Genomic DNA, 26,731 nt, shown 5'->3' on the forward strand with positions numbered 1-26,731 from the left:
TTGCCGCCCTCGGGAACCACTCTCGCTCGGGCGTCAGCTTCCCGCCCCGCCCAACACCGTGACGGCGCGCCGGTTCTGCGACCAGCAGGAGATGTCGTCACAGACGGCCACCGGCCGCTCCTTGCCGTAGGAGATCGTGCGGATACGGTTCGCCGGCACGCCCTGCGACACCAGGAAATCGCGCACGGCAGCGGCGCGGCGGGCGCCCAGCGCCAGGTTGTATTCGCGCGTGCCGCGCTCGTCGGCATGGCCTTCCATGGTGATGGAGTGGGACGGATACTTGTTCAGCCACTGTGCCTGACGGGTAAGCGTGGCCTGCGCGTCCGAACGAATGACCGAGGAATCCGTATCGAAGAAGATGCGGTCGCCGACGCTGACCGTGAACTCCTGCGTGGAGCCTGGCGTTGCCGACCCCGCGCCCCCCAGGCCGAGTTCGGCCGCCGTGTTGGGAACCTGCTGCTGCGACCGACATCCGGCAACCGCAAGGGCGGCGAAAAGGGCGATGGCAACGGGATTTCTAGTCAGGGCTGCGATACGGCGCATTGCCGTCACTCCTTGGCATTCGAGTGGATTTCTTCAACACCTAGTAACCATGGTGCGGTTAACGCGCGCTCAAAAAACGAGGTTAACACTTCGTTGCTTTCGCTTTACCCCCGCCCGCACCACATTACAAAAGCCGTGATTCGGACGGTAGTGGCAAATGCGGCTGAAAGGCGGCGGAAATCATTTCAGCAGTGGAGACCACGCCGGGTCGGAGCCGAAATTCGGTGTCGCCACCGGCTGCTCGTTGCGGCCCGTGAGGTCGATGGAATAGAGCTTCGGCCCAACCGCGCCGGCATCCTGGCGGAAGAACATGATGACCCGGCCGTTGGGCGACCATGTCGGCCCTTCCTGCAGGAAGCCCGACGAGATGATCCGCTCGCCCGAGCCGTCGGTGCGCATCACGCCGATCTGGAAGTTCCCGCCGCTCTGCTTGGTGAAGGCGATGAGATCGCCGCGTGGCGACCAGACCGGCGTCGAGTAGCTGCCGTCGCCGAAGGAGATGCGGCGCTGGTTGCTGCCGTCGGCGCCCATGGCATAGATCTGCGCCCGCCCGCCGCGATCGGAGGTGAAGACCACCTGACTGCCGTCCGGCGAATAGGAAGGCGAGGTGTCGATGGCGTTGGTGTCGGTCAGCCGCGCCGTGTTCCGCGTCCTCAGGTCCATCGTGTAGATATTGGAATTGCCATCCTCGCGCAGCAGGCTCATGATGACCTTGTCGCCGTTGGGCGAGAAGCGCGGGGCAAAGGTCATGCCGGGGAAGTTGCCCACCAGCTCGCGCTGACCCGTTTCGAGCTGCAGCAGATAAACCTGCGGATTGCCGCTCTCGTAGGACATGTAGGTGATTTCCTGACGCTGCGGCGAAAAGCGCGGCGTCAGCACGATCGAGCGACCGTCGGAGAGGTACTCGTGCCTGGCGCCGTCCTGGTCCATGATGGCAAGCCGCTTGACGCGGTTGTCCCGCGGCCCCGACTCGCTGACATAGACGATGCGGCTGTCGAAATAGCCCTTCTCGCCGGTGAACTGCTCGTAGATCGTGTCGGCGATGATGTGCGCGACGCGGCGCCAGTTGTCCTGGTTGGCGAAGAGCTGCTCACCCGAGAGCTGCCGGCCCGCGAAGGTATCCCACACGCGGAACTCCACGCGCAGCCGGCCGTCCGGCTCCTGCGTCACGCGTCCTGTCACCACTGCCTGGGCGTTGATGACCCTCCAATCCTCGAAACGCGGCGTCACGTCGGGGTTGGATATCTTCTCGATGAAGGCGTTCTTCTCGATCGGCGCGAAGAGGCCCGAACGCCTGAGATCGGCAGAAATGACGCCAGCGATCTCGACGCCCATCGCATCGCCCGACAGAAAATCGGTGATGGCGATCGGCACCGGCTCGACGACACCCTTGTTGATGTCGATTTCGACCAGCGCCCGCGCCGGGACGACCGCCAGCGCGGCAATGCCTGCGACGAGTGCCACAACGGCGAGGGTCGTTTTCACGAATTTCCGCATCAGCTCATGCCTCTTGAATTCTCGGGTAGGCGCCCGGTACGGGCTTGCGTCAGAACATATCCGTGGGGTCGAAATTCATCTTCATCTCGGCCCAGGCGTTGTATTTTTCGGCGGGCAGGTTGTAAGGCTGGCACCGCAGGATAGCACGCCGTGCCGAGTCGGCTACCGCGCGCTCCACGCTTGAGCTGACGCTGGAAACGATCTCGGGGTTGCCTTCGACCGCACCGCTTGGGTCCAGTCGGAACTGGATCGAAATCCTCACGCCTTCCAGGCCCATGGCGCCCGCCGGCACCTGCCAGCATTGCTCCATTTTCCGGCGAATAGCGTCCTCTTCGCTCTGCGTCAGCGTCTCACCGGCGGTCGTGCGCTCGCCCCCGAGCGCTGCTTCTTCCGTGGAGCGCTTGGCACCGCCGCCGGAAGCCTGCTCCTTGTTCAGGAGCGCTGCAACCTGATCGAACAGCTCGTCATCCTTCTCCTCGCTCCTCGCCTGCTCGCGCGCCGTCGGCTTTTCCGTCTCCTTGCGTTCCGGCGCCTTGGCCGTCTGCGCCTTCGGCGGCTGCGGACGCGCCCGCGGCACGGGGGCCGATTGGGGCAGGCTCACGCTTTCGTCTTCCGTGTTCTCCGCCACCAGGGGCTCTTCGGCCGGCTCCGGCGTGACTTCCTGTCGAGGCTGCGGCTCCGGCTCGCGCTCGGTGGCCGGCGCGGGCACATCTTCAGCTTCTGCCTGCTGCGTCTCCTCGACGGGTTTCTCCACGGGCTTCGGCTGGGGCTCGGGGCCCGGAGGCGGTTCGGCCGTCCGCTCCACCGGTTTCGGCTTCGCCTCCGGCGTGGGCGGCGTCTTCTGATCCGTATCCGCCTCGCCTACCTTCTGCGCATTCTCCACCGGGTCGGGACGCTTGGTCGGCGTCGGAGTAGGCTTCTCCAACGGCGCTTTTTTGTCGCCTTCCTGAACCTGTGAGAAGCTGTCGACGGGAACGATGTCGACCGGCAGCGCCTCGACATCGGCCACTTCATAGGCGCGCGGCGCCGACAACGAGAATATCCCGAAGCCGAGAAGCACCGCGTGCATCGTGACCGATGTGACGAGACCGGTCTTCATGAAGATCAGCTGTCCTGTTCCTGCAAGGTGACGAGGCCGAGATTGCGGAAGCCGGCGGCCGAGATGCGCGCCATTACCCGCATCACCGTGCCGTAATCCGCGGACCTGTCGCCGCGCACATAGATGCGCTCGTCATAACCGGCCTGGGCGATGGCCTCCAGCTTCGGCACCACCTCGTCGATCGGGATCTCTGTTTCCTGGAGATAGATCAGCCCCTCGTTGTTGACCGATATGGTGATCGGCGTCGTTTCGGAATTCAACGCCCTGGCCTGCGTCTCGGGCAGGTCGATGGGCACGCCGACCGTCAAAAGCGGAGCGGCCACCATGAAGATGATGAGCAGCACCAGCATCACGTCAACGAAGGGCGTGACGTTGATTTCCGACATCAGAGCGTGCCGGCGCCCGCGGCGCCTGCGCCCGTTTCCGCCCCCGCGGGCCGAGGAAACCGACATGGCCATCAGGCGTACTCCTCTGTCCTTTGCTTCGGCGCAGCTTTCTCATCGATTTGCCGCGACAGTATGGCGGAGAACTCATCGGCGAAGCCTTCCATCCTGGAAGCCAGCTTTCCGGCGTCGGATGTCAGCTTGTTGTAGGCGATGACCGCGGGAATAGCCGCCAGAAGCCCCATGGCGGTGGCCAGCAGCGCCTCGGCGATACCCGGCGCCACCACGGCGAGGTTGGTGGACTTGGAGCCGGCGATGGCCTGGAAAGAGGTCATGATACCCACCACCGTGCCGAACAGGCCGATGAAGGGTGCCGAGGAGCCGATCGAAGCGAGGAAGCCGAGCTTGCCTTCGAGCCGCTCCATCTCGCGCGTCAGCGCCAGGTCCATGGCCTTGTCGACACGCGTCTGCAGGCCGAGCGGCGAGCGCGCACCCTTCTCGAAACTCTTCTTCCATTCGCGCATGGCCGCCACGAAGATCGAGCCCATGCCCGCCGTCTTGCGCTCCGAGAGCGAGCGGTAGAGCTCCTCCAGCGACTGCCCGGACCAGAACACCTGCTCGAAGCGGTTGAGCGCAACACGCATGCGCGCATAGGCAACCGTTTTGTCGACGATGATGGCCCAGGTCCAGATGGAGGCGCCGAGAAGGCCGATCATCACCAGCTTGACGACCCATCCTGCCTGCCAGAACAGCGCCCAGATGGACAAATCCCCACCCGGCGCGGTGAGCGCTACACTTTCCATGGACAAACATCCTCGTAAAATCTGGGCAGCATCTGTGCCGATCCGTCCCGCCCGCGTGGCCGCGTCACCCCAATGAAGCCGCAGCGCCCCCCGCGAGCTTTCATTCGCGCCTTTTTCCGGGAAATTTTGGTCAAAGGAAGGCGCGCGTGCCGCTGGTTATGCCTAGATCATATGGGGAGTCATGGTTAACGGTGTATTACGGATAAACCGATAATTGTCGGAAATCGCAATTATTCAAGGGCCTGTGCACCCGCACCTTACTCTGGACGGCGCAGAAAAGCCGCCGCCCACTCCTTGGGAAAACGTCGCGGCTTGCCCGAAACGCCGATAATCGCCGCCTCCACCCGCGCCTCCACCAAGAGTTCGCCATCGCGCGAAAGCTGCTGCGCCATGAAGATGCGCGCGCCGGAAATCCGCTCTACCCGCGTATCCACGGTCACGATGTCGTCGATGCGGGCGGGCTGACGGAACTCGATATCCATGCGCCGCACCACCCAGGAAAGCCGCTCCCCATGCTTGCCGTGCGCAAGCTCGGTGTGGTGGACACCGGCCAGACGCAGGAAATCCGAGCGCCCACGCTCCAGGAATTCGAGATAACGCGCGTGATAGACGACGCCGGTGAAATCCGTATCGGCGAAATAGATGCGCGCCTGCAGGCGATGACCCTCGGGCGTAAGCTGGCCGCTGAGGCCGGCGATCAGCGCGTCGTTGCGGTCGGCGTCGGACAAGGACTGCTATTCCTCCTCCTGGAACAGGCTGATCTGCGCCTGTGTCAGCTCCTTCGGCGCCGTCAGCCCCAGATGTTTCCACGCCCGCGCCGCCAGCACGCGCCCGCGCGGCGTCCGCTGGATGAAGCCCTGCTGGATGAGATAGGGCTCGATGATGTCCTCGATGGCATCGCGCGGCTCGGAAAGACCTGCCGCGATGGTGTCGATGCCGACAGGCCCGCCGCCGAAGTTCTCGACGATCATGGTGAGGTAGCGCCGGTCGAGCTGGTCGAGGCCGAGCGCATCCACCTCCAGCCGCGACAGCGCCTCGTCGGCCACCTTGCGCGTCACCTTCTCCGCGCCCGCGACGGAGGCGAAGTCGCGCACCCGACGCAGGAGCCTGCCGGCGATGCGCGGCGTGCCGCGGGCGCGCCGGGCAATCTCCTCCGACCCGTCCTCGGTCAAGGGCAGACCGAGAATGCGCGCCCCGCGGGTGACGATCGCCTGCAACTCCTCCACCGTGTAGAACTCCAAACGCACGGGAATGCCGAAACGGTCGCGCAACGGTGTGGTGAGCAATCCGAGCCGCGTCGTCGCCGCCACCAGGGTGAACTTCGCAAGATCGATCTTCACCGAGCGCGCCGCCGGCCCCTCGCCGATGATGAGGTCGAGCTGGTAGTCCTCCATCGCCGGATAGAGGATCTCCTCCACCGCCGGGTTGAGCCGGTGGATCTCGTCGATGAAGAGCACGTCGCGCTCTTCCAGGTTGGTGAGCAACGCCGCCAGATCGCCCGCCCTGGCGATCACCGGACCCGACGTCGCGCGGAAGTTGACGCCGAGTTCGCGCGCCATGATCTGCGCCAGCGTCGTCTTGCCGAGCCCCGGCGGCCCAACGAAGAGCACATGGTCCAGCGCTTCCCCGCGCCCACGCGCCGCCTCCACGAACACCTTGAGGTTCGCCCGCGCCGCCCTCTGTCCGACGAACTCGTCGAGCGTCTGCGGCCGCATGGTGGTGTCGACATCCTCGCCGCGCTTGTCGGAGGAGATGAGGCGGTCGGCCTCGCTCATGAAAGAAGCTCCATGCCGGGGACGCGGTTTGCGGCCTTTTTGTCGAAGGTCACGGTGTGCGAGCAGCCCGCGCTCAGCGCCGCGCTTGCGATGAGGTGATCCGCGATATCGGAAGAAGACGGGTCTCCCGCTTCCAACACTTCTGCCAGCCGTTCGCCGTACTGGAACGTGAACTCGGCGCTTGCCACCATCTGACGAAGAGCGTCAAGCACGGCCTGACGCGAATAGCCGAATCGCCGCCTTAGCACCCAAAGCGCCTCGAGCAGCACCACGGTGCTCACGAAGACCGGATCGGCCCCGCTTCGCTGGGCGAAGAAATGGCGCACAGCATCCGCCTGACTGGCGTTGTCGGCAACAAGAAGCCTCACCAGTACATTTGTATCGATGCCGATCACTCGATCCCCTTGCGCCACTCACGCATGATGCGCTCGTCCTCTTCAGCGGCAGCTTCCTGGGCAGCCTCCTCGATCGCCCGCTCCAACTCTTCGTCGTTCAGCGTCACGTGGTTGGGCGCCGGACCGAGAATACCTAAGAGATCGACGGCCCTGACGTTGCGTGGCTTGACCCAGGTCTTCCCGTTCTCCTCGATGAATTCGATCCGATCCCCCGGTTTCAAGCCGTACCGATCGCGAACTTCCTTGGGCAAGGTGACCTGTCCCTTGGCAGTGATTTTTGCCAGCACACCCATCTTTCCTTACCTTATCGATATTCCTTACCAATGAAAATAGTAAGGAATATGCGGCATTACAAGGCTCACCGCGCCAGTTCCCTCAGCCCCAGCCGGATCAGCGTGCCCGCCTCCGCGCCCTCGCCGGCCGTCTTAAGCGCCGCAGCCACCGCATTCGCCGCCACATCACGCGAATAGCCGAGATTGGCGAGCGCGGAGACCGCGTCGGAGACGGGCGCCGAGGCAACACCCTCGCCGAGCTCCTGCTTGAGCCCGATGGTACCCATCGCCTCGCCCGCATAGGCCGGCGCCTTGCTTTTCAGTTCCGTCACGATGCGCTCGGCTACCTTCTTGCCGACGCCCGGCGCCCGCGCCACCATCGCCACGTCCTTGAGGGCGATGGCGTTGGCAAGCTCTGCCGCGGACAGCGTCGACAGCACCGACAGCGCCACCTTCGCCCCCACACCCTGCACGTTGTTTTGCAACAGGCGGAACCACTCGCGCTCCAGCGCCGTGCGGAAGCCGTAGAGGCGGATCATGTCCTCGCGCACATAGGTCTCGATGAACAGCGTCACAGCCGTGCCGACGCCGTCCAGGCCCGCAAGCGTGCGCGCCGGGCAATAGGCCACGTAGCCGACGCCGCCGACGTCGACGATGCAGTGATCCTCGCCCATCTCGTCGACGATGCCCTTCAGCTTGCCGATCATTTTACCGCTTCCAGCGCCAGGCGGGAGACGACCGACTGCCGGTGATGGGCGTGGCAGATGGCAATGGCGATGGCGTCCGCCGCGTCGTCGGTATCGAATTGCGCTTTCGGCATCAGCACTTTCACCATCATGTGGATCTGCTTCTTGTCGCCGTGGCCGACGCCGATCACCGCCTTCTTGACCGCATTCGGCGCATACTCGGCCACCCGCAGGCCGGCGCGTGCCGGCACCAGCATGGCGATGCCGCGCGCCTGGCCGAGCTTCAGCGTTGCGGCCGCATCCTTGTTGACAAAAGTCGCCTCCACCGCAGCCTCCTCCGGCATGTGCGCATGCAATATGCCGGAGAGGCCGTCGTGAAGCTGGCACAACCGCGTGGCGAGATCGGTTTTCTCATCCGAGCGCACGGTGCCCGCCGCCACGAAACGCAGCGAGTTACCCAGCGTCTCGATGATTGCCCAGCCGGTGCGCCTCAGCCCCGGGTCGATGCCAATGATGCGAATCGCGCCTGCCATGGCACTACCATAGCCGCCGCCAGGCCTGTTGCCATCAACCAACGCTGCGAACAGGAACAATGGGAAGAAAAATCGCACAGCAGACGGCGTGGGCAGGGCAGCAATAGGCGCCCTTGCCGCCTGAGGACTGACTCAACCGCGCCCGAAGGCGGTTTGCAGAAGGGTGATCTGATCGGAAACGGGGTTGACCGCGAAGAGCTCATCGAAAGGCCGCTCCGCTTCCGGACCGTAGATTTCCTCGTCCATGCGCCGCACCAGCGCCTCCAGCCGCAGCGAGCGCCGCACCAGGCTGCGAAAAGCCTCGGGCAGCTCGGCCCAGCCCGGCGTATCCTCGTGGACGGAGGCGGTGTCGAGCCGTACCTTTGCCTTCTCGACCGCGACCTGTTCCCGCGTCATCTCGCCGGAGTTGGCAGCCCTTTGCAGCAGCAGCCACGAGGCAAGCTGCATGAGTCGCGTCGTCAGGCGCATTGATTCAGCCGCATAGAGCCCTGCCGCGGCCCGCGGCAGCTCCTTGGCGGCCAGGCGCCCGTCGCCATCGAGATATTCGGCCGCCTCTTCGACCAGCCCCATGCCCTCGTTGTAGAGCGGCTTGAATGAATGGGAGAAAACCCGCCTCTCGGCCAACTTGACCATGTTGGCGCTGCCCGTACTGCCCGTGATCATGCGTATCACGCCCCAATCCCAACGCGCCCGATCCGGCGCATGTCCATCTTTATTGCCTTCTTGAGAGCTGAAAATGCGCCTTGAAAAGCCTGAACGCAAGCCCTCGCTTAATAAAGCGTTAACGGCCGATTCCGGCGAAAATAGCGATGACTGAAACAAAAAAAGAGCCGCGGTTGCGGCTCTCAGGAGTTTAACAGGGAGGCGTCAAACAGAATGGCTCCAGCCACTCGGTAAGAATCCAGATCACTGGATAAACACAGTAAACACCCGTAAAGCTTAACAGGAGGTTAACGAAGTTGCGGATCTTCGATTAAAAACCATGGGAAAATGTCCTCCTCCTCACATCGTCTTTGCCAGATCGCGCAGCTTGAATTTCTGGATTTTCCCCGTCGACGTCTTCGGGATTTCCACAAAAAACACGTGACGCGGGCACTTGAACGACGCGAGCAGCCGCCGGCAATGGTCGATGATCTCCTCCGCGCTTGCTTCTTTCCCCGGCTTCAATTCGACGAAAGCCACCGGCGTCTCGCCCCATCTGTCGTCCGCGCGCGCCACCACGCCGCAGGCGGCAATGGCCGGATGCTTGTAAAGCGCGTCCTCCACCTCGATGGAGGAGATGTTCTCGCCGCCGGAGATGATGATGTCCTTGGAGCGGTCCTTGAGCTGGATGTAGCCGTCGGGGTGCAGCACGCCGAGATCGCCGGAATGGAACCAGCCGCCGGCAAAGGCCTCGTCCGTCGCCTCCGTGTTTTTCAGGTATCCCTTCATGACGATGTTGCCGCGGAACATCACCTCGCCCAATGTCTCGCCATCCGGCGGGACGGGCTTCATGGTCTCGGGATCCATCACCGTCAGCCCCTCCAGCGTCGCATAGCGCACGCCCTGCCGCGCCTTGCGCGTCGCCTGCTCCGGCCCATCGAGGCCGTCCCACGCCATCTTCCACTCGTTCACCACCGCCGGGCCGTAGGTTTCCGTCAGCCCGTAAAGGTGATTGACGATGAAACCGGCATCCGCCATCGCCGCCAGAACCGATTCGGGCGGCGGCGCGGCGGCCGTGTTGAAGATGACGGTCTGCGGGAAGTCGCGACGGTCGCTTTCCTCGGCGTTGACCAACGTGCCCATGACGACCGGCGCCCCGCACAGATGCGTCACTCCATGGTCGGCGATGGCGTCGTACATGGCCTTCGCCCGCACCCAGCGCAGGCACACATGGGTGCCGACCTGGATCGCCAGCGTCCAGGGAAAGCACCAGCCATTGCAGTGGAACATGGGCAGCGTCCACAGATAGACCGGATGCCGCCCGAAGCCGGCATGGATCGTATTGGCAAAGGCCATCAGCGCCGCCCCGCGATGATGGTAGACGACGCCCTTGGGATTGCCTGTCGTGCCCGAGGTGTAGTTGAGGGAGATGGCGTCCCACTCGTCGTCCGGCATCGCCCAGGCGAAATCGGCGTCGCCCGAGGCAACGAACGCCTCGTACTCGACGCTGCCGATCGGCTCGCCCTTGGGATGGGGCGCATCGGCGGGATAGTCCGGGTCGTCGTAGTCGATCACCAGCGGCTTCACCTTGGCCCTGGCCAGCGCCTCCTTCATGACGCCGGAAAACTCGCGGTCGACGATCACCACTTTGCTGTCGGCGTGGTCGAGCTGGAAGGCGATGATGGCCGCGTCGAGGCGCGTGTTGATCGAATGCAGCACGGCCCTCGTCATCGGCACGCCGAAATGCGCCTCCAGCATGGGCGGCGTATTGGACAGCATCGCCGAGACCGTGTCGCCCTTGCCGATACCGTGGCGGGCAAGGGCAGAGGCGAGCTGCCGCGAGCGCTGCCAGAATTCGCCATACGTGCGCCGGGTCTTGCCATGGATGATGGCCGGATGGTCGGGAAAGACCCGTGCCGCCCGCTCCATCAGCGTCAGCGGCGTCAGCGGCTGATGGTTGGCGGGGTTCCTGTCGAGATTCTGCGCGTAAGGATTGTCGTTCACGTTTTCCTCCCAGGCTTTTCCCTCATTCTTAAGCACGGGAGGTGCTCTTCACCAGCCCCAAAGGTTTGCCGTGCCGTCGTGGATGAGCTTGAGCGAAACGATCAGCACCATCGTGTACATGAAGGGATAAAAGACCTGCGGCTTCATGCGCTTGACGACCCACACGCCGGCGAGCGTGGCAAGCGGCGCCACCGGCACCAGAATCAGCGAGGCGGTCAGATTTGTCGCGTCGAACTGGCCGAGCGCGAAATAGGGGATCAGCTTCACCGCGTTGACGATGGCGAAGAAGATAACGCTCGTGCCGGTGTAGAGCTTCGGGTCCTGCTTCAGCGGCAGGGCATAGACCTGGTAAGGCGGTCCGCCCGCGTGGGCCACAAAGCTGGTGAAGCCGGAAACCGTGCCCCAGAAGAATCCCTTGGGAGGATTGTGGCTGGCGATGCGTTCGCCGCTGCGCACCGTGTCCACCACCCAGCGCATGAAGAACAGGAAGGTGACGATGCCGACGATGAGCCGCACGTGCCCTTCGGTGACGACGGCCGCCGTCAGCCAGCCGATGGTGATGCCGAGAAGCGCGCCCGGCAGCATGATGGCGAGCAGCCGCCGGTCGAAGAAGCCGCGCCAGGCCCACAGCGAGACGATATCCATGACGATGAGGATCGGCAGCAAGATGGCCGCCGCCTGCACCGGCGGCACCACCAGCGCGATCAGCGGCACGCCGAGCAGCGCCATCGCCCCGCCGAACCCGCCCTTGGACAGGCCGACCAGGATGACGGCCGGGATCGCGGCCAGGTAGAACAGCGGATCGCTAAGAATGGGAGCCATGCCGAGACGTCGATTGTGCGCTAGTGGTGCGATCCTGACAGATGGTACCCATCTGTCAGGGCAAATCGCCCCACCAGATCAATAGCTTGCGGGCTGACTTACCCAAACAGATGGGTACCATCTGTTTGGATCAGACCACTAGCGGCATAGACTCATTCCCGCCGCTTGACGAGGGGCGGCGGCGAAGTTTCCGATTTCTCTTGTGGGCTTACCGCCCCTTCGCTATGCCCCAATCATACCAAAAACGGCGGGCAGAACCGGCTGCCCTCCAGTGCCGAAAGCATATCGGAACGCCATGAGTGAAGTGGAAACGCCCAACCGCTGCCGCGTCGTGCTCATCGCCCCGCCGGCTGGCGCCGACGATGCGGCCCGCCTCGAGGCCGCGCTGTCGGGCGGCGACGTCGCCTCGCTCATCCTGCCCGACTACGGCGCCGACGAAGCGGCCTTCCAGGCCCATGCCGAACGGCTGACCCGGCTTGCCCAGGCGCGCGGCGTCGCCGTCATCATCGCCGGAGAGCCGCGCATTGCCGCCCGCGTCCAGGCCGACGGCATCCATGTCGAGGGCTCGAAGTCGGAGTTGGCGGATACCGTCCGTAAATATCAGGACCGGATGACGGTCGGCTGCGGCGGCGCAAAAACCCGTGACGACGCACTGGAGCTTGGCGAGACGCAGCCCGACTACATCTTTTTCGGCCGCTTCGGCTACGACAACAAGCCGGAGCCCCATCCGCGCAATCTCACGCTCGGCGCATGGTGGTCGCAGATGATCGAGCTACCCTGTATCGTGATGGCCGGCGCCGATGTCCAATCCGTGCAGGCGGTGGCCGGGACCGGCGCGGAGTTCGTCGCCCTCGGTACCGCCGTCTTCGCGCCGGATGCGGACCCGGCACGCATAGTGGCGGAAGCCAACAGGCTGCTCGACCGGCACGCGCCCGCATTCGAAGACAGGTGACATGAACCAAGCCGCCAAGCTCTTCCTCGTGATCCTCCTGCTTGCGCTCGCAATGGGCCGCCAGGCCGCGTGGGCGCAGGAGGACGGCACCACGGCTGAAGAGACGCAGGCCAGACCGGGCCTCCAGGAACCTCCGCCCGGCGAGGTTGACCCGAAGCGCTTCGGCAAGGTGCCGGACCTTGCCTTCGGCGCCTTCCAGCGTGGGCACTATCTCACCGCCCTGAATCTCGCCCGCCCCCGCGCCGAAGCGGGGAATTCCGCCGCGCAGACGCTGATGGCGGAGATCTACGCCCGTGGCCTCGGCGTCGCCCGCAACGCCGAGGAAGCGGCCAAGTGGTATGGCAGAGCGGCGGAGCAGGGCGACCCCGAGGCACAGATGCAATACGCCCTCATGCTCATAGACGGCCGTTTCGTGGAGGAGGATCGGGAAAAGGCCTACACCCTGATGCGCAGCGCGGCCGAAGCCGGAAAGCCGCTCGCCCAGTTCAACCTCGCGCAGATGATGACTGAAGAGGGCGCCTCCATGGAGGAGGCGGTCGGCTGGTACGAGCGCGCCGCCAAGACAGGCTTGCCCGACGCACAATATGCGATGGCACAGGTGCATGCCCATGGCATCGGCGGCAAACCGGAAGACGCGGCCGCTGCGCGGCGCTGGCTGCTGCGGGCCGCCCGCCAGAACTATGACACCGCACAGCTGGACCTCGGCACCTGGCTCGTCGAGGGCCGCGGCGGCGAGGCAAAGCCCGAGGACGGCTTTGCATGGCTGAAGCGCGCCGCCGATGGCGGCAACGTCGCCGCCCAGAACCGCGTCGCCAAGCTCTATCGCGCCGGCGTCGGCGTCGAGGCAGACCCCGTAGAGGCCGCCGCCTGGTATATTCTGGCGCGCCGCGCCGGCCTCACGGACCGTGAGATGGAGGATTTCATGGATGGCCTGACGAACGAGCAGTTGAAGGCTGCCCTGGAGCGCGCCAACAGGTTGCGATAACGCGGTACGGCAGTGAGGGAGCTTTGCCCTGCTACGCTACTGCCTTCTTGCCTCACCCACTTGTTCCCTTCCAGCCCGTCTTGCTTAGTTAAGTGTTTTGTGGTCTTGGGGGCGCCGGCTCGCGCCCATGCGACGCGGACACGTATCAGGACAGGTCACGATGAAGATCAACGGCAACGAAATCCGTCCCGGAAACGTCATAGAGCACAATGGCGGCCTGTGGGTCGCGGTGAAGACGAATGCGGTCAAGCCCGGCAAGGGCGGCGCATACAACCAGGTCGAGCTCAAGAACCTCATTGACGGCACCAAGCTCAACGAGCGCTTCCGCGCCGCCGAGACGGTCGAGAAAGTGCGGCTGGAGCAGAAGGACTTCTCCTATCTTTACGAGCAGGGCGACGCGCTGGTCTTCATGGATACGGAGACCTATGAGCAGCTTGAGCTGCAGAAGGATTTCGTCGGCGACCGCGCCGCCTTCCTGCAGGACGGCATGACCGTGACGGTGGAGCTGTATCAGGAAAAGCCGATCGGCATTTCGCTGCCCGACCAGGTGACGCTGCAAGTGGTCGAGGCGGACCCCGTGGTCAAGGGCCAGACGGCGGCATCCTCGTATAAGCCGGCCGTCATGGAAAACGGCATCCGCGTCATGGTGCCGCCGTTCGTCACCTCCGGCGAGAAGATCGTCGTCGACACCAACGACATCACCTATATACGCCGCGCCGACTGACGGCGCGTCTTACAACACAACACCAGGGACATTCTTCATGCCGCGTTCGGCCATCATAAACGTCATGGTTCAAGCCGCCATGAAGGCCGGGCGCTCGCTGGCGCGCGATTTCGGCGAGGTGCAGAACCTGCAGGTCTCGCTCAAGGGCCCCGGCGACTACGTCAGTCAGGCCGACCGCCGCGCCGAGGAGATCGTCCACGCCGAGCTTTCGCGCGCCCGTCCCGGTTACGCTTTCCTCATGGAGGAACGCGGTGTGGTGGAAGGCGAGGACGCCCAGCACCGCTGGCTGGTCGACCCGCTCGACGGCACCACGAACTTCCTGCACGGCATCCCCATCTTCGCCGTATCCATCGCGCTCGAACGGCAGGGCCAGCTTGTCGCCGGCGTCATCTACAACCCGGCTATGGACGAGCTCTACACCGCCGAGCGCGGCGGCGGCGCCTTCTTCAACGACCGGCGCATGCGCGTGGCCGCGCGCACCCGTTTGTCCGACACGGTGGTTGGCACCGGCATCCCCCATCTCGGCCGCGGCCACCACGGCCAGGCGCTCCTCGACCTGCGCAACGTGATGGCCGAAACGGCCGGCATCCGCCGCATGGGCGCGGCCGCGCTCGACCTTGCCTATGTCGCAGCCGGCCGCATGGACGGCTTCTGGGAAGACGCGCTGCAGCCCTGGGACACGGCGGCGGGCATCCTGATGGTGCGTGAGGCCGGCGGCTTCGTCACCGACAGATCCGGTGGCCAGGACATGTTCGGCACGGGCTCCATCGTCGCCGGCAACGAAGCCATCCACCGCGGCCTCCTCAAGGCTCTCGCGAAGCCGGTTCGCTGATTCTGCCTGTGCGTGACTTCACCTTCGTGGTTCGACCGAACCGCGAGGGCGGGATGCCGCGCGCCGGGACTGCTTCACATAAGACTGCCCGCAGCGCACGATCGCATCCTGCGCTATCTCGGGCGGGCTCCATGCAAAAACCCGCATGAAATCGGACGGGTCGAGCGTCAGATCGTCGAGCAGCGCCGCCACCATCTTTTGCCTGCCGATCAGATGCCCGGCCAGCCGCAAGAGGCCCGGAGGAACGGGCAAGAGCCGTCTCGGCCGCCCCATCCCCGTCCTGAGCAGCGCGAGTATCTCGCGGAGCGATACCTGCTCCCGGTCCGCGACCTCATAGGCCCCGCCGCCTACACCGCGCAGCCCCGCCTCCACCGCAACGGCGATCGCGTCACAGAGGTTTCCCACCGAGCACAGGGAGCGGCGGTTGGCGACCAGCCCGAAGGGCAGAGGCGCGCCCGTGGCCGCGAGGCGTTGCAGGCGTCCCCAGTTGCCCGGCGCCTCGTGTCCGTAGACGAGCGGCGGGCGCAGCGCTATCCCGGCCTTGCCCTTCGCCCCGGCAAAACGCCGCACATGGTCCTCGCCGGCGCGTTTCGAAAGCCCATAGGCGTTGACGCCCTCACGCGCCGCGATGCTGCTGATAAAAACGACTGCGCGCACGCCGGTAGCCGCGCACGCCTCGACGAGCCTCGCCGTCCCCGCGTCGTTGACGGCGAGATAATCCGCCTCGCTTGCATCGTCCCGATGCGCCAGCCCGGCAAGGTGGATAACGGCCTCGACCCCGGCAAGCGCCGCCTGCCAGTCGGTGGCGGCGTCGATCTCGCCAACCGCGAAGAAGCGCTCCGCCCCCTTGCGCGGGCGCCTGCCCGCCTCCACGACCTCGTGGCCGCGTGCCGCCAGCAGCGGCGCAAGATGGCGACCGATGAAGCCGGAAGCGCCGGTGACGAGCACTTTCGCCATGGAACTTGCCCTCGCTGGTTGGCCGCGTGTACATTTTCCCGGCAGGAGGAGGCAATAAGGCTTATTTCAATTTCGTCACAATTCCGTTTAGAGTCTCGGCCAGTCTCAGGTGGAGGTCGGGCGATGGATTGTATTTGGTGCCCCCGGGGCGGGCGATGTAGGCTACATTCATGTCGGGCAGCGCTCCGTGCCCGCAGCACGATCCGCCCACACGGCCTAACGAACTCGAGGGACATATGGCCTTGCTGAAATCGTTGGGAGCAGACGGTCTCACCCCCGAGGAGAGATACGATCCGCGAAGCCTTTCCAGCCCTCATGTTTTCCTCTATTCGATGCTGATCTTCCTGGCGATCACCGGCTTCGTGGCGGCAATCCTCTATCGCCAGATTTCCTCAGCGTTCCAGAGCAACCCGGGACTTAACGGGCTCATTCTCGGCGTGCTCGCGGTCGGCATCCTGTTGGCCTTCGCGCAGGTCATCAGGCTGTTTCGCGAGGTGCGCTGGATCAACTCGTTCCTGGCCGGGACCGAAGCCACGGACCCAGTCCTCCTCGCCCCTATGAAGGCGCTGTTGAGCCGCTCTTCCGCCATGGCGCTGTCCACCAGCTCCATGCGCTCCATCCTCGATTCCATCGCCACCCGCCTCGACGAGAGCCGTGACATCTCGCGCTATCTGATCGGCCTGCTCGTCTTCCTCGGCCTGCTCGGCACCTTCTGGGGCCTGTTGCAGACCATCAGCTCCATCGGCGACACGATCCAGTCGCTCGATCCGGGCTCGGGTGACGCCAACGACATTCTCGATTCGCTGAAGGCGGGACTGTCGGCGCCCCTGGGCGGCATGGGAACGGCCTTCTCGTCCTCGCTCTTCGGCCTGTCCGGCTCGCTCGTCCTCGGCTTTCTCGACCTGCAGGCCGGCCGCGCCCAGAACCGCTTCTACACCGAGCTCGAGAACTGGCTGTCCACCGTCACCGACTTGAGCTCCGACCTTACCGACAGCGCCAAGAACGGCACGTCGGAAGAGTTGCGCGCGCTGGCGGAGAAGTTGCGCGCCGTGCAGGAGACGGGGGGCAGCAACCCGCGCACCGCCGCCGCCATGGCGTCCCTCGCCTCGGGCATTTCCGGCCTGGTGAAGAACATGCGCCAGGAGCAGCAGATGATGCGCGACTGGGTGGAAGCGCAGGCCGAGGATCAGAAGGCGCTGCGCGAAACGCTCGACAAGATCGCCGCTTCCTTGAAGAAACGGGAAAATAACTGATGGCGCTAGCACGCGCGCGTCGCCGTGAGAGAGCAGTCGACTACTGGCCTGGCTTCGTCGACGCCATGGCGACGCTGCTGCTTGCCATCATGTTCCTGCTGTCGGTCTTCGTGCTGGCGCAGTTTTTCCTGAGCCAGGAGATCACCAGCCGGGACGCCGTTCTCGACCGTCTCAACGCACAGGTGAACGAGCTGACGCAGCTCCTGGCGCTGGAGCAGGCCAATGTGCAGGACGCCGAGGATCAGCTTGCCAATCTGCGCGCCTCGCTGGCCGATGCCGAGGCCGAGCAGTCGCGCCTCGAGCAGCTTCTGGCGAGCGGCACCGGCCGCAGCGAGGCGGCTCAGCAGCAGATCGGCACGCTCACCGGCGAACTCGAAGAAGAGCGCCAGGTCAGCCAGCGCGCCCTTTCCCAGGTGGAACTCCTGAACCAGCAGATATCCGCGCTGCGCCAGCAGATCGGCGCCCTGGAGGCCGCGCTCGACGTATCCGAGCAGCGCGACGTCGAAGCCAAGGCCAAGATCGCCGACCTCGGCCGCAGGCTCAACGTGGCGCTGGCCCAGCGCGTACAGGAGCTGAACCGCTACCGCTCCGACTTCTTCGGCCGCTTGCGCGAGATCCTCTCCGACCGCGAGAATATCCGCATCGTCGGCGACCGCTTCGTCTTCCAGTCGGAGGTGCTGTTCGCATCCGGCGCCACGGAGATCAACGAAAACGGCCAGGAGGAGATGCAGAAGCTCGCCAACGCCATCCTCGATCTGCAGAAGGAGATCCCGCCGGAGATCGACTGGGTGCTGCGTGTCGACGGCCACACGGACAATGTACCGCTGTCCGGCACCGGGCGCTATCGCGACAACTGGGAGCTCTCCACCGCGCGCGCCACGGCCGTCGTGAAATTCCTGATCGAAAACGGCGTGCCGTCGGACCGGCTGGTGGCCGCCGGCTTCGGCGAGTTCCAGCCGCTCGATGCGGCCGACACGCCGGAGGCGCGCGACAGAAACCGCCGCATCGAGCTGAAGCTGACCGAAAAGTGAGCAGCTTCCCCTTTCCAACGGCTCCAGTTAGGCTGGCCGAAACGGAGGGGGAATCATGGCCGGCGATGCCGACGCCATCGTCATCGGGAGCGGGCTTGCCGGTCTGACGGCAGCGGCCGAGCTGGCGGACGCCGGCAAGCGCGTCCTCATTCTCGAACAGGAAGGCGAGAATTCGCTCGGCGGCCAGGCCTTCTGGTCGCTCGGCGGGCTCTTCATGGTCGACAGTCCCGAGCAGCGGCGCATGCGTATCCACGACAGCCGGGAGCTTGCGCTTCAGGACTGGATGGGCTCAGCCGGCTACGACCGCGAGGAGGATCGCTGGCCGAGAACGGTTGCCGAAGCCTTCGTCGACTTCGCCGCCGGCGAGATGCGCGCCTGGCTCTATAAAATGGGCATGCGCTGGTTTCCTGTGGTGGGATGGGCCGAGCGCGGAGGGGCGCAGGCTCACGGCCACGGCAACTCCGTCCCCCGCTTCCACATCACCTGGGGCACCGGCCCTGGCGTTGTGGAACCGTTTGAGCGCCGAGTACGCGCGCATGTCGGGGAGGGATTGGTCACGCTGAAGTTCCGCCACAGGGCAACCCGGCTCATGAAGGCGAAGGGCGCGATAACGGGCGTTGCCGGCGACATCCTCGAACCCTCCACCGTGAAGCGCGGCGAGAAATCCGGCCGCACCGTCGTCGGCGATTTCGCCTTCAAGGCGCCCGTCGTCATCGTCGCTTCCGGCGGCATCGGCGGCAACCTCGATCTGGTGCGCAAGAACTGGCCCACGGACCGCCTCGGTCCGCCGCCTCAATCCATGGTCTCCGGCGTTCCCCATCACGTCGACGGCAGGATGATCGAGATCGCCAGAAAGGCAGGAGCCGCCACCGTCAACACCGACCGTATGTGGCACTATACGGAGGGCGTCAAGAACTGGTCGCCCATCTGGCCGGGCCACGGCATCCGCATCCTGCCCGGCCCTTCCTCCATGTGGTTCGATGCCCGCGGCAACCGTCTTCCCGCCCCCTGTCTCCCCGGCTTCGACACGCTGTCCACGCTGAGGCACATTCTTTCGACCGGCTTCGATTATTCCTGGTTCGTGCTGACCCAGAAGATCATCGAAAAGGAGTTCGCACTTTCGGGTTCCGAGCAGAACCCGGACCTGACCTCCAGGAGCTGGCTCCAGGTGCTGAAAAGCCGCCGCGGCTCGGGCGCGCCGCCACCCGTCGAGGCTTTCAAGGAAAAGGGCGAGGATTTCATCGTCCGTGACAATCTCCGCGACCTGGTGGCGGCGATGAACGCGCTTGCCGGCGACGGCCTTCTTGACCACGCCGACATCGAAGCGCAGATCTCCGCCCGCGACCGCCAGATCGACAACCCGTTCGCCAAGGATGCGCAGATCATCGCCATCCGCGGCGCCCGCGCCTATCTGGGCGACCGGCTCATCCGCACCGCCAAGCCGCACAAGATCCTCGACCCGCAAAACGGCCCGCTGATCGCCGTGAAGCTCCACATCCTGACGCGGAAGACGCTGGGCGGGCTGCACACGAACCTCGACGCGCAGACGCTGGACACTCAAGGCGAGCCGGTGCCCGGCCTCTATGCCGTAGGTGAGGCTTCAGGTTTCGGCGGCGGCGGCTATCACGGCTATAACGCGCTGGAAGGAACCTTCCTCGGCGGCTGTCTCTTCTCGGGCCGCAACGCCGGCCGGCATGCGGCGAAGGCGCTGTAGGCGTTACTCCGCCGCGCCCTTGAACACATCCGCACCCGCCTCGAACTGCAGGCTTGCGAGCCGTGCATAGATGCCGCCCCGGCCGACCAGCTCGGCGTGCGTGCCTTCCTCTACGATCTTTCCATCCGTCATCACCAGGATGCGGTCGGCTTTCAGGATCGTCGCCAGCCGGTGCGCGACGACGATGGTGGTCCGCCCCTCCATCAGCCCCTCCAGCGCCTTCTGCACCAGTGTCTCGCTTTCGGCGTCGAGCGCCGAGGTCGCCTCGTCGAGGAGCAGGATCGGCGCGTCTCGCAGAATGGCCCGGGCGATCGCCAGCCGCTGGCGCTGCCCGCCCGACAGCATCACCCCACGCTCGCCCACCTGCGTATCGTAGCCGTCTTCAAGCGCCACGATGAAATCGTGCGCGAGTGCTGCCCGCGCCGCCGCCGCCACCTCTTCCCGGCTCGCGCCCGGCCGCCCGAAGGCGATGTTTTCCGCCGCGCTCTCGGCGAACACCGTCACGTCCTGCGGCACGATAGCGAGCCGCCCGCGCACCGCTTGCGGGTCCGCCTTCCTGATGTCGACGCCATCGACCAGCACCTGGCCTTCGACCGGGTCGTAATAGCGCAGAAGCAGCGAGAAGATTGTGCTCTTGCCCGCCCCGGACGGCCCGACGATGGCCACCGTCTCGCCCGGCGCGACATCGAACGACAATCCGTGCAATGCCGAGCGATCCGGCCGGGAAGGGTAGGAAAAGTTCACGTTGCGGAAGGAGACGGCACCGCGCGGCGGCGAGGGCATGGCGACAGGCGCCTCCGGCACGGCAATCGCCGGCTCCTCGTCCAGAATTTCGCCCATCCGCTCGGCAGCGCCCGCCGCCTGTGAAAGCTCGCCCCACACCTCCGACAACGCGCCCAGCGCCCCGGCCGCCAGCACCGCGTAGAGCAGGAACTGGCCGAGCGTGCCGGCGGTCATGGTGCCGGCGAGGACGTCGTGCGAGCCGACCCACAGCACCGCGACCACGGAGGTGAAGGTGGTGAAGATGGCGAAGAAGGTAAGGAAGGAGCGCGCGAAGATGGAGGAGCGCGCCGCCGCGAACGCTGCCTCCACCGCCGCGCCGAATCGCGCCCTCACGCTTTTCTCGCTGGTGAATGCCTGCAGCACCCGCACGGCGCCGATCTGCTCGCTCGCATAGGCCGTCGCCTCCGCCAGCGTATCCTGCGCGCGCCTCGCTCGCCGCCGGACCGAGCGGCCGAAAGCGACGAGCGGCAGGACGATGAAAGGAATGGCAACGACAACCAGCAGCGAAAGGCGCGGGCTCGTGATCACCATCATCGCCAGGGCACCCAGCCCCATGATGGTGTTGCGGAGCGCCAGCGAGGCGGTTGCGCCGACCGCGGATTTGATCTGCGTGGCGTCGGCAGTCAGCCGCGACACGATCTCCCCAGACTGCGCACGGTCGAAGAAAGCCGGTGAAAGGCGCGTGAGATGGGCAAAGACATCGCGCCTCAGGTCGGCCACCACCCGCTCACCGAGCGTAACGACGAAATAGTACCGGCAGGCCGAGGCCACCGCCAGCACGGCGGCCACGACGATCAGCATGGAGAAATAGTTGGCGATGAAGGTGCTGTCGGCTTCCGAAAAACCGTGATCGATCATCCGCCTGACGGCCAGTGGCAGCGTCAGCGTGGCGGCCGCCGCAAGAAGCAGGAACAGGCAGGCGCCGACGACGAGGCCGCGATAGCGGCCAACATACGGCGCCAGGCGCCAGAGCGGATGGAGCGAGCGCCGCGCCTTCCCGTCCGATCCCGCACTGATCTCTGCCATGACATGCCCCTCCGGCACCCGTCGAAGATTCGAACGGTGCCGGCCTTGTGTCCATCGGGCGCCTGATGTATAGGCACGCGAACCTTTTCGAAGCCGTAGCGGTCAATGGCCGCGGCTTCAAGTTTTCAGCATGGGCGAGATTGCCGCAGCGCAAGTGCAGCGCCTAAATGCGGACGCAGATTCAGGACAGACCGATGAAAGCCGACATTCATCCCAACTACCACATGATCAAGGTCGTCATGACGGACGGCACCGAATTCGAGACGCGCTCGACCTGGGGCAAGGAGGGCGACACGCTGCAGCTCGACATCGACCCCACCACGCACCCCGCCTGGACCGGCGGCGCGCAGACGCTGGTGGACCGCGGCGGCCGCGTCTCCCGCTTCAAGAAGCGCTACGAGGGCCTGGGCATCTAAGCCCCGCCTTCACGGAAAACGAAAAAGCCCGCCGTTCGGCGGGCTTTTTGTTATCCGGCCGCGGGGCGCTCTTTGTCTAGATGCCCCATGTCACGTTCGGGATCGATCAGATCGCGCACGCGCCGCTTGAGTTCGGCCGCGTCGGGAAAGCCGCCGTCGCGCTTGCGCTCCCAGATGAGTTCGCCGTCGCAATGGACCTCGAAGATACCGCCGGTGCCAGGCTTCAGCGTCACTTCGGCCAATTCCGTGGAGAAGGTGGATAGCAGTTCCTGCGCCATCCAGCCGGCGCGCAGCAGCCAATGGCACTGGGAGCAATAGGCGATGGTCACGCGGTGATCGGTCATGCCCATCTCCTCAGGCCGCGCTCAGCTTGGCGAGGGTCTCGTCGTCGACCTCGAAGTTGGCGTAGACGTTCTGCACGTCGTCGTCGTCCTCGAGTGCGGCGATCAGCCTCAACACGGACTGCGCGCGATCCTCGTCCACCGGTGTGCCGGTCTGCGGCCGCCACACCGCCTTTATCAATTCCGCTTCGCCGAGCGCTTTTTCCAGTGTCGTGGTCACGTCGCCGATATCCTCGAATACGCAGGTGATCACATGGCCGTTGTCGTCCGACTGCACGTCCTCGGCGCCGGCCTCGATCGCCGCTTCCATCACCTTGTCGGCGTCGCCGGCCCCCGCCGGATAGACGATCTCGCCCACCCGGTCGAACATGAAGGACACCGAGCCGGTCTCCCCCAATGACCCGCCGGCCTTGGTGAAGGCGGCGCGCACGTTGGAGGCGGTGCGGTTGCGGTTGTCGGTAAGCGCCTCGACGATCACCGCCACGCCGCCTGGCCCATAGCCCTCGTAGCGCACTTCCTCGTAGTTCTCCGCGTCGCCACCCGTGGCCTTCTTGATGGCCCGTTCGATATTGTCCTTGGGCATCGATTGTGCCTTGGCGTTCTGCACGGCAAGCCGCAGACGCGGGTTCATGTCCGGGTCGGGCAAGCCGGACTTGGCGGCGACGGTGATCTCGCGCGCCAGCTTGGAAAAGACCTTCGACCGCGCCGCGTCCTGGCGGCCCTTGCGGTGCATGATGTTCTTGAACTGGGAATGGCCGGCCATGGGGCTCCTTCGTCGGAATATTCCTGCGCTTTCACGGATTGGCGGCCTTATAGTGAAATTGGCCGGCAACGTCCAGAAGGCGCGACGGCGTGCGTCCTCACGCAATGGTTACGGCGCCCTCCGTGGCGGGAGGCGCCATCATCGGTTAGGATGCCGGCCTTGCCGATCCCGGGAGATGCCGATGTCCGCCTTCCGCCTGATTGCTTCTATGTTCGCCTTTCTTCTGATGCCGTTCGCCGCCCATGCGCAGGAGACGCGGCCCAGCACCTGCCTCGCCATGGCCAAGGCACTGCCGAATGTGACCTTCGTCAGCCTCCAGCCGGCAGCCGGCGAGGAGGTGTCGATCACCTATGCCGGCCATTCCACCTATGTCATCGAAACGCCGGCCGGCGTGACGATCGCCACGGACTTTTCCGGCGCCTATGGCACACGCCCGACGCCGCGTGTGGTGACCATGAACAAGGCGCACTCCACCCATTTCACGTCCACTCCCGATCCGGCGATCGAGCACGTGCTGACGGGGTGGAACCCCGACGGCGGGCCGATCGAACACTCCCTGCTGGTCGACGACGTCTACATCCGCAACGTGACGACCGACATCAACCGCTTCGGCGTGATGGAAGAGGACGGCAACTCGATCTTCATCTTCGAGGTCGCCGGCCTGTGCATCGGCCATCTGGGCCACCTGCACCATCGCCTCGAAGACTCCCACTATGCCGCGATTGGCCGGCTCGACGTGGTGATGGTGCCGGTGGACGGCGGGCTCACCATGTCGCTCGACGGCATGAGCGAGATCGCGCGGCGGCTGTCGTCCTCGGTCATCTTGCCGATGCACCGCCACGCCACGCCGTTAGACTCCTTCACCCGGCGCATGGGCGAAGGCTTCGACCTCGACTTCCGCGATTCCCGCTCTCTCACCGTCTCGCTGACGACGCTGCCGCGCCGGCCGACGATTATCGTGCTCGAAGGGGTGTAGCGTCTCACGCCTCTTCCTCCCGCACCGCCTTCTGGCGCGCGCGCTTGCGTCGCGCCATCATGTTGAGCGCCTCGACCATCGCCGAGAAGCCCATGGCAACGTAGATATAGCCCTTGGGCACATGGAAGCCGAAGCCGTCGGCGATCAGCGTCATGCCGATCATCAGAAGGAAGCCGAGCGCCAGCATGACCACTGTCGGGTTGGCGGCAATGAAGCGTGACAGCGGTTCGGCCGCCAGGAGCATGACGGTGACGGCCGCAATGACGGCGATGAACATGATGGCGATCTCGTCGGTCATGCCGACGGCGGTGATGATGGAATCGATGGAGAAGACGAGGTCGAGCAGCAAGATCTGCACGATCGCCCCGCCTATCGACATCGTCACCACGCCGCCCATCATGTTTTCCTTCGGATCTCCCGGATCGACCGAGTGGTGGATTTCCTTCGTCGCTTTCCAGACCAGGAACAGCCCGCCGGCGATCAGGATGAGGTCGCGCCAGGAAAAGCCGTGGTCGAAAAGCGTAAACAGCGGCGCGGTGAGCTGGACGATGTAGGAGATGGTGGCGAGCAGCGCCAGCCTCAGGATGAGCGCCGCGCTGATGCCCAGCCGGCGGGCAAACGCCTGGCGCGCCTTAGGCAGCTTGTTGGTGAGAATGGAGATGAAGATCAGGTTGTCGATGCCGAGGACGATCTCCAGGACGACAAGGGTCACCAGCGCGACCCAGCCCTCGGGATTTGACACGAATGCGAAGTGGGAAATGAGCCAGTCCATGGCGGCAACCGTCTCTCTTTATGAAAAGGCAAAAGCCTCGCACAGGTAGGGCCGCCTCCCTCTCCCGTCAACGCCAGAAGGCGGGGATCGTCTCCTCCAGCCTCGGACCCAGCCTGAGGGGCGCTATCTTTTCCGCAAGTCCGGTACGGTCGGAGATTTCCAGGCCGACACCGCACAGCGTCGCCGGCCCCGTCGCCGCCTCGAAGCGCCCCTTGGGCACCTTGGCGATGAAGCGGTTGAGCGGCTCCTCCTTTTCCATCCCCAGCGAGGAATCGTAGTCGCCGCACATGCCGGCGTCGGAGATATAGGCCGTGCCGCCATTGAGGATCTGATGGTCCGCCGTCGGCTGATGCGTGTGGGTACCGATCACCGCGCTCACCCGCCCATCGACGAAATGGCCGAAGCACATCTTCTCCGACGTCGCCTCGGCGTGAAAATCGATCAGCACGGCGTCCGCCTGCTCGCCGAGAGGGCACGCGGCCAGCTCCTCCTCGGCCGCGCGAAAGGGGTCGTCCAGATCGGGATGCATGAAGACGCGGCCCATGATGTTTGCCACCAGCACGCGTGCGCCGTTCCTGGCAATGAAAAGCCCCGAGCCCCGGCCCGGCGTGCCCTTGGGGAAGTTGGCCGGCCTTAAGAAACGCTCTTCATAGGGGGCAAAGCTCAGTGCCTCGCGCTGATCCCAGACATGGTTGCCCGTGGTCACCACGTCGGCGCCGGCGTTGAGCGTTTCGCGGAAGATCTCCTCGGTGATACCGAAGCCGCCCGCCGCGTTCTCGCCGTTCACAACCACGAAATCGATGTTGAAGTCGGAGATCATACCGGGCAGTTTTTGCCAAACCGCTGTGCGGCCGGACCGCCCGACCATGTCGCCAAGGAAAAGAAGTCGCATCTCCCGCTCTTACAGGGATGGGGGGAAGCGGCGCAAGCCGCTTTCGGTGAGGATTTCCGGAATGACGACGTCGTGCGCCTCGTCCGGCACCCGGGCCACCTCCTGGCAGTCGAAGGCGATGCCGATGAGACGCAGCGCCGCGCCGTTCTTCTGGATACGCGCGATCGCCCGGTCGTAATAGCCCGCGCCGTAGCCGATACGGTGGCCGCGCCGGTCGAACGCGGCCAGCGGCACCAGCATCAATTCCGGCTCCAGCACCGCCGCTTCCTCGCCCGGCCCCTGTGTGCCGAAGCCCATGTCGATGAGCGGCGCCCCGCGCATCAATTCGCGGAAGACGATGGTGGTCTTGTCGAGGATCGCCGGCAGGCAGAGCCGCGCGCCCCTGTCGCCGAGCGCCGCCATCAGCGGCCGCACGTCGACCTCCGAGCGCATGGGCCAGAAGCCGGACACCACCGCGCCGGGCCTTGGCGCAATCTCCTCCGCCCACGCGGCAAAGCCCAGCGAAGCCTCGACCCGCCACCTTGGATCGAGCGCATCGCGCCGCGCCAGCGCCTCGCCCCTCAACACCCTCTTCGTCTCACGTGCCGTCACTGCCATCCGCCGGTCCTCTCAACGCCCGGGACAATAGGGGGCCGTTCGCTCGGCGGGAAGGCCGAGAGACGACATGCAGGCGAAGGAGGGCGACAGGGGAGAAGGGAAAAGATGCGATCCACGCAACCGATGGAATGTCGATCCCGGGAACCTACAAAGTAGGTGGGCGCCGTATAGCCAAGCCCACGAGCGAGGCCAGGGACAGCTCCCTTAAGGATCGATAAGGCCCCGGGGATATGATTTCCTGTCGCGAGGCGCAGACCGCAGAC

Annotated in this window: 30 protein-coding genes and 1 other RNA gene; 9 read left to right on the forward strand and 22 right to left on the reverse strand. The window is 65.1% G+C overall.

Annotated elements, in window-relative coordinates; genetic code table 11:
* Window positions 1-33: 33 nt before the first annotated feature.
* From pal to GM910_RS03775, 14 genes are all read right to left on the reverse strand, one after another.
* On the reverse strand, window positions 34-543 hold the full coding sequence (pal, locus tag GM910_RS03710) for a peptidoglycan-associated lipoprotein Pal (RefSeq protein ID WP_159586166.1): 510 nt from the start codon (window positions 541-543) through the stop codon (window positions 34-36).
* A gap of 180 nt (window positions 544-723) precedes the next feature.
* Window positions 724-2,040: a Tol-Pal system beta propeller repeat protein TolB gene (tolB, locus tag GM910_RS03715; protein ID WP_159586167.1), complete on the reverse strand. Its 1,317-nt coding sequence runs from the start codon at window positions 2,038-2,040 to the stop codon at window positions 724-726.
* A gap of 49 nt (window positions 2,041-2,089) precedes the next feature.
* Window positions 2,090-3,139 carry a cell envelope integrity TolA family protein gene (locus GM910_RS03720; protein WP_159586168.1) on the reverse strand — a complete coding sequence of 350 codons (1,050 nt, stop codon included), beginning with the start codon at window positions 3,137-3,139 and terminating at the stop codon, window positions 2,090-2,092.
* A gap of 5 nt (window positions 3,140-3,144) precedes the next feature.
* Complete coding sequence (gene tolR / locus GM910_RS03725) at window positions 3,145-3,597, reverse strand: protein TolR (RefSeq protein ID WP_159586169.1); 453 nt, start codon at window positions 3,595-3,597, stop codon at window positions 3,145-3,147.
* Window positions 3,597-4,325, reverse strand: coding sequence for a protein TolQ (gene tolQ, locus GM910_RS03730; RefSeq protein WP_159586170.1), 729 nt, complete (start codon window positions 4,323-4,325; stop codon window positions 3,597-3,599). Before tolQ ends, tolR begins: the two co-directional genes overlap by 1 nt.
* Before the next feature lie 257 nt (window positions 4,326-4,582).
* Complete coding sequence (gene ybgC / locus GM910_RS03735; RefSeq protein WP_159586171.1) at window positions 4,583-5,053, reverse strand: tol-pal system-associated acyl-CoA thioesterase; 471 nt, start codon at window positions 5,051-5,053, stop codon at window positions 4,583-4,585.
* A 6-nt stretch (window positions 5,054-5,059) separates the two neighbouring features.
* Window positions 5,060-6,100, reverse strand: coding sequence for a Holliday junction branch migration DNA helicase RuvB (gene ruvB, locus GM910_RS03740; RefSeq protein WP_159586172.1), 1,041 nt, complete (start codon window positions 6,098-6,100; stop codon window positions 5,060-5,062).
* Window positions 6,097-6,495: a type II toxin-antitoxin system VapC family toxin gene (locus GM910_RS03745; protein ID WP_159586173.1), complete on the reverse strand. Its 399-nt coding sequence runs from the start codon at window positions 6,493-6,495 to the stop codon at window positions 6,097-6,099. The genes ruvB and GM910_RS03745 overlap by 4 nt, the downstream gene beginning before the upstream one ends.
* On the reverse strand, window positions 6,492-6,788 hold the full coding sequence (locus GM910_RS03750; protein ID WP_159586174.1) for an AbrB/MazE/SpoVT family DNA-binding domain-containing protein: 297 nt from the start codon (window positions 6,786-6,788) through the stop codon (window positions 6,492-6,494). Before GM910_RS03750 ends, GM910_RS03745 begins: the two co-directional genes overlap by 4 nt.
* Window positions 6,789-6,853: 65 nt before the next feature.
* Window positions 6,854-7,474: a Holliday junction branch migration protein RuvA gene (gene ruvA / locus GM910_RS03755; RefSeq protein WP_159586175.1), complete on the reverse strand. Its 621-nt coding sequence runs from the start codon at window positions 7,472-7,474 to the stop codon at window positions 6,854-6,856.
* Window positions 7,471-7,986 (reverse strand): crossover junction endodeoxyribonuclease RuvC, encoded by a 516-nt coding sequence (gene ruvC, locus GM910_RS03760; protein ID WP_159586176.1) that lies wholly within the window; start codon window positions 7,984-7,986, stop codon window positions 7,471-7,473. Before ruvC ends, ruvA begins: the two co-directional genes overlap by 4 nt.
* 132 nt (window positions 7,987-8,118) lie before the next feature.
* Entirely contained in the window at window positions 8,119-8,649 is a 531-nt protein-coding gene (gene rcdA, locus GM910_RS03765; RefSeq protein WP_159586270.1) for a protease adaptor protein RcdA, read from the reverse strand.
* 339 nt (window positions 8,650-8,988) lie between these two features.
* Entirely contained in the window at window positions 8,989-10,632 is a 1,644-nt protein-coding gene (locus GM910_RS03770; protein ID WP_159586177.1) for an acyl-CoA synthetase, read from the reverse strand.
* 48 nt (window positions 10,633-10,680) lie between these two features.
* A complete protein-coding gene (locus GM910_RS03775; RefSeq protein ID WP_159586178.1) occupies window positions 10,681-11,454 on the reverse strand; it encodes a sulfite exporter TauE/SafE family protein in 774 nt (257 codons plus the stop codon).
* A 295-nt stretch (window positions 11,455-11,749) separates the two neighbouring features.
* Here GM910_RS03775 and GM910_RS03780 point away from each other — a divergent pair, with 295 nt between their 5' ends.
* The 4 genes from GM910_RS03780 to GM910_RS03795 all read left to right on the forward strand — a co-directional run bounded on the left by GM910_RS03780 (window position 11,750) and on the right by GM910_RS03795 (window position 14,947).
* The gene (locus tag GM910_RS03780; RefSeq protein ID WP_159586179.1) at window positions 11,750-12,406 is read left to right on the forward strand and encodes a thiamine phosphate synthase; all 657 of its coding nucleotides are present in this window, start codon (window positions 11,750-11,752) and stop codon (window positions 12,404-12,406) included.
* A gap of 1 nt (window position 12,407) precedes the next feature.
* Window positions 12,408-13,391 carry a tetratricopeptide repeat protein gene (locus tag GM910_RS03785; protein WP_159586180.1) on the forward strand — a complete coding sequence of 328 codons (984 nt, stop codon included), beginning with the start codon at window positions 12,408-12,410 and terminating at the stop codon, window positions 13,389-13,391.
* Between the two features lie 160 nt (window positions 13,392-13,551).
* The gene (gene efp / locus GM910_RS03790) at window positions 13,552-14,115 is read left to right on the forward strand and encodes an elongation factor P (RefSeq protein ID WP_159586181.1); all 564 of its coding nucleotides are present in this window, start codon (window positions 13,552-13,554) and stop codon (window positions 14,113-14,115) included.
* Between the two features lie 37 nt (window positions 14,116-14,152).
* A complete protein-coding gene (locus GM910_RS03795) occupies window positions 14,153-14,947 on the forward strand; it encodes an inositol monophosphatase family protein (protein WP_159586182.1) in 795 nt (264 codons plus the stop codon).
* 18 nt (window positions 14,948-14,965) lie between these two features.
* Here the strand turns inward: GM910_RS03795 and GM910_RS03800 are convergent, their stop codons facing one another.
* Entirely contained in the window at window positions 14,966-15,904 is a 939-nt protein-coding gene (locus GM910_RS03800; protein ID WP_159586183.1) for an NAD-dependent epimerase/dehydratase family protein, read from the reverse strand.
* Between the two features lie 236 nt (window positions 15,905-16,140).
* Here GM910_RS03800 and GM910_RS03805 point away from each other — a divergent pair, with 236 nt between their 5' ends.
* Genes GM910_RS03805 through GM910_RS03815 form a run of 3 tightly spaced genes read left to right on the forward strand, consistent with a single transcriptional unit; the run spans window position 16,141 to window position 19,902 of the window.
* Window positions 16,141-17,157 carry a MotA/TolQ/ExbB proton channel family protein gene (locus GM910_RS03805; protein ID WP_159586184.1) on the forward strand — a complete coding sequence of 339 codons (1,017 nt, stop codon included), beginning with the start codon at window positions 16,141-16,143 and terminating at the stop codon, window positions 17,155-17,157.
* Window positions 17,157-18,188, forward strand: a complete 1,032-nt coding sequence (locus GM910_RS03810; protein ID WP_159586185.1) for a peptidoglycan -binding protein — start codon at window positions 17,157-17,159, stop codon at window positions 18,186-18,188. The genes GM910_RS03805 and GM910_RS03810 overlap by 1 nt, the downstream gene beginning before the upstream one ends.
* A gap of 55 nt (window positions 18,189-18,243) precedes the next feature.
* A complete protein-coding gene (locus GM910_RS03815) occupies window positions 18,244-19,902 on the forward strand; it encodes an FAD-binding dehydrogenase (protein ID WP_159586186.1) in 1,659 nt (552 codons plus the stop codon).
* Between the two features lie 3 nt (window positions 19,903-19,905).
* On the opposite strand, the gene GM910_RS03820 is transcribed toward GM910_RS03815, so the two are convergent.
* Window positions 19,906-21,711 (reverse strand): ABC transporter transmembrane domain-containing protein, encoded by a 1,806-nt coding sequence (locus GM910_RS03820; RefSeq protein WP_159586187.1) that lies wholly within the window; start codon window positions 21,709-21,711, stop codon window positions 19,906-19,908.
* 194 nt (window positions 21,712-21,905) lie between these two features.
* Between GM910_RS03820 and rpmE the strand changes: the two genes are divergently transcribed.
* Window positions 21,906-22,127 carry a 50S ribosomal protein L31 gene (rpmE, locus tag GM910_RS03825; protein ID WP_159586188.1) on the forward strand — a complete coding sequence of 74 codons (222 nt, stop codon included), beginning with the start codon at window positions 21,906-21,908 and terminating at the stop codon, window positions 22,125-22,127.
* Between the two features lie 50 nt (window positions 22,128-22,177).
* Here rpmE and GM910_RS03830 read toward each other — a convergent pair whose 3' ends face one another.
* Complete coding sequence (locus GM910_RS03830) at window positions 22,178-22,477, reverse strand: Rdx family protein (RefSeq protein ID WP_425482647.1); 300 nt, start codon at window positions 22,475-22,477, stop codon at window positions 22,178-22,180.
* A gap of 4 nt (window positions 22,478-22,481) precedes the next feature.
* A complete protein-coding gene (locus GM910_RS03835) occupies window positions 22,482-23,231 on the reverse strand; it encodes a YebC/PmpR family DNA-binding transcriptional regulator (protein WP_159586190.1) in 750 nt (249 codons plus the stop codon).
* A gap of 181 nt (window positions 23,232-23,412) precedes the next feature.
* Here GM910_RS03835 and GM910_RS03840 point away from each other — a divergent pair, with 181 nt between their 5' ends.
* Window positions 23,413-24,207 (forward strand): MBL fold metallo-hydrolase, encoded by a 795-nt coding sequence (locus tag GM910_RS03840; protein ID WP_159586191.1) that lies wholly within the window; start codon window positions 23,413-23,415, stop codon window positions 24,205-24,207.
* 4 nt (window positions 24,208-24,211) lie between these two features.
* Here GM910_RS03840 and GM910_RS03845 read toward each other — a convergent pair whose 3' ends face one another.
* From GM910_RS03845 to ssrS, 4 genes are all read right to left on the reverse strand, one after another.
* A complete protein-coding gene (locus tag GM910_RS03845) occupies window positions 24,212-24,979 on the reverse strand; it encodes a TerC family protein (protein WP_159586192.1) in 768 nt (255 codons plus the stop codon).
* Window positions 24,980-25,046: 67 nt separating this feature from the next.
* Entirely contained in the window at window positions 25,047-25,871 is an 825-nt protein-coding gene (locus tag GM910_RS03850; RefSeq protein WP_159586193.1) for a TIGR00282 family metallophosphoesterase, read from the reverse strand.
* Window positions 25,872-25,880: 9 nt separating this feature from the next.
* Window positions 25,881-26,468, reverse strand: a complete 588-nt coding sequence (locus GM910_RS03855; protein ID WP_159586194.1) for a 5-formyltetrahydrofolate cyclo-ligase — start codon at window positions 26,466-26,468, stop codon at window positions 25,881-25,883.
* Between the two features lie 105 nt (window positions 26,469-26,573).
* Window positions 26,574-26,728: non-coding RNA, 6S RNA (gene ssrS, locus GM910_RS03860), on the reverse strand.
* Window positions 26,729-26,731: the final 3 nt, after the last annotated feature.

Origin of the sequence: Chelativorans xinjiangensis, assembly GCF_009812055.1 — a bacterium.
Classification (GTDB): Bacteria; Pseudomonadota; Alphaproteobacteria; order Rhizobiales; family Rhizobiaceae; genus Chelativorans; species Chelativorans xinjiangense.

Bases quoted from the DNA above. Each gene is read 5' to 3' on its own strand.
- GM910_RS03795 (WP_159586182.1), top strand. From the start codon at position 14,153: ATGCCGCGTTCGGCCATCATAAACGTCATGGTTCAAGCCGCCATGAAG.
- pal (WP_159586166.1), bottom strand. From the start codon at position 543: ATGCGCCGTATCGCAGCCCTGACTAGAAATCCCGTTGCCATCGCCCTT.
- GM910_RS03830 (WP_425482647.1), bottom strand. From the start codon at position 22,477: ATGGGCATGACCGATCACCGCGTGACCATCGCCTATTGCTCCCAGTGC.
- GM910_RS03805 (WP_159586184.1), top strand. From the start codon at position 16,141: ATGGCCTTGCTGAAATCGTTGGGAGCAGACGGTCTCACCCCCGAGGAG.
- GM910_RS03810 (WP_159586185.1), top strand. From the start codon at position 17,157: ATGGCGCTAGCACGCGCGCGTCGCCGTGAGAGAGCAGTCGACTACTGG.
- GM910_RS03750 (WP_159586174.1), bottom strand. From the start codon at position 6,788: ATGGGTGTGCTGGCAAAAATCACTGCCAAGGGACAGGTCACCTTGCCC.
- GM910_RS03835 (WP_159586190.1), bottom strand. From the start codon at position 23,231: ATGGCCGGCCATTCCCAGTTCAAGAACATCATGCACCGCAAGGGCCGC.
- tolQ (WP_159586170.1), bottom strand. From the start codon at position 4,325: ATGGAAAGTGTAGCGCTCACCGCGCCGGGTGGGGATTTGTCCATCTGG.
- tolR (WP_159586169.1), bottom strand. From the start codon at position 3,597: ATGGCCATGTCGGTTTCCTCGGCCCGCGGGGGCGGAAACGGGCGCAGG.
- rcdA (WP_159586270.1), bottom strand. From the start codon at position 8,649: ATGATCACGGGCAGTACGGGCAGCGCCAACATGGTCAAGTTGGCCGAG.
- ruvC (WP_159586176.1), bottom strand. From the start codon at position 7,986: ATGGCAGGCGCGATTCGCATCATTGGCATCGACCCGGGGCTGAGGCGC.
- GM910_RS03775 (WP_159586178.1), bottom strand. From the start codon at position 11,454: ATGGCTCCCATTCTTAGCGATCCGCTGTTCTACCTGGCCGCGATCCCG.
- efp (WP_159586181.1), top strand. From the start codon at position 13,552: ATGAAGATCAACGGCAACGAAATCCGTCCCGGAAACGTCATAGAGCAC.
- rpmE (WP_159586188.1), top strand. From the start codon at position 21,906: ATGAAAGCCGACATTCATCCCAACTACCACATGATCAAGGTCGTCATG.
- GM910_RS03785 (WP_159586180.1), top strand. From the start codon at position 12,408: ATGAACCAAGCCGCCAAGCTCTTCCTCGTGATCCTCCTGCTTGCGCTC.
- GM910_RS03800 (WP_159586183.1), bottom strand. From the start codon at position 15,904: ATGGCGAAAGTGCTCGTCACCGGCGCTTCCGGCTTCATCGGTCGCCAT.
- GM910_RS03820 (WP_159586187.1), bottom strand. From the start codon at position 21,711: ATGGCAGAGATCAGTGCGGGATCGGACGGGAAGGCGCGGCGCTCGCTC.
- GM910_RS03855 (WP_159586194.1), bottom strand. From the start codon at position 26,468: ATGGCAGTGACGGCACGTGAGACGAAGAGGGTGTTGAGGGGCGAGGCG.
- GM910_RS03815 (WP_159586186.1), top strand. From the start codon at position 18,244: ATGGCCGGCGATGCCGACGCCATCGTCATCGGGAGCGGGCTTGCCGGT.
- ruvB (WP_159586172.1), bottom strand. From the start codon at position 6,100: ATGAGCGAGGCCGACCGCCTCATCTCCTCCGACAAGCGCGGCGAGGAT.
- tolB (WP_159586167.1), bottom strand. From the start codon at position 2,040: ATGCGGAAATTCGTGAAAACGACCCTCGCCGTTGTGGCACTCGTCGCA.
- ruvA (WP_159586175.1), bottom strand. From the start codon at position 7,474: ATGATCGGCAAGCTGAAGGGCATCGTCGACGAGATGGGCGAGGATCAC.
- GM910_RS03845 (WP_159586192.1), bottom strand. From the start codon at position 24,979: ATGGACTGGCTCATTTCCCACTTCGCATTCGTGTCAAATCCCGAGGGC.
- GM910_RS03780 (WP_159586179.1), top strand. From the start codon at position 11,750: ATGAGTGAAGTGGAAACGCCCAACCGCTGCCGCGTCGTGCTCATCGCC.
- GM910_RS03840 (WP_159586191.1), top strand. From the start codon at position 23,413: ATGTCCGCCTTCCGCCTGATTGCTTCTATGTTCGCCTTTCTTCTGATG.
- GM910_RS03720 (WP_159586168.1), bottom strand. From the start codon at position 3,139: ATGAAGACCGGTCTCGTCACATCGGTCACGATGCACGCGGTGCTTCTC.
- GM910_RS03850 (WP_159586193.1), bottom strand. From the start codon at position 25,871: ATGCGACTTCTTTTCCTTGGCGACATGGTCGGGCGGTCCGGCCGCACA.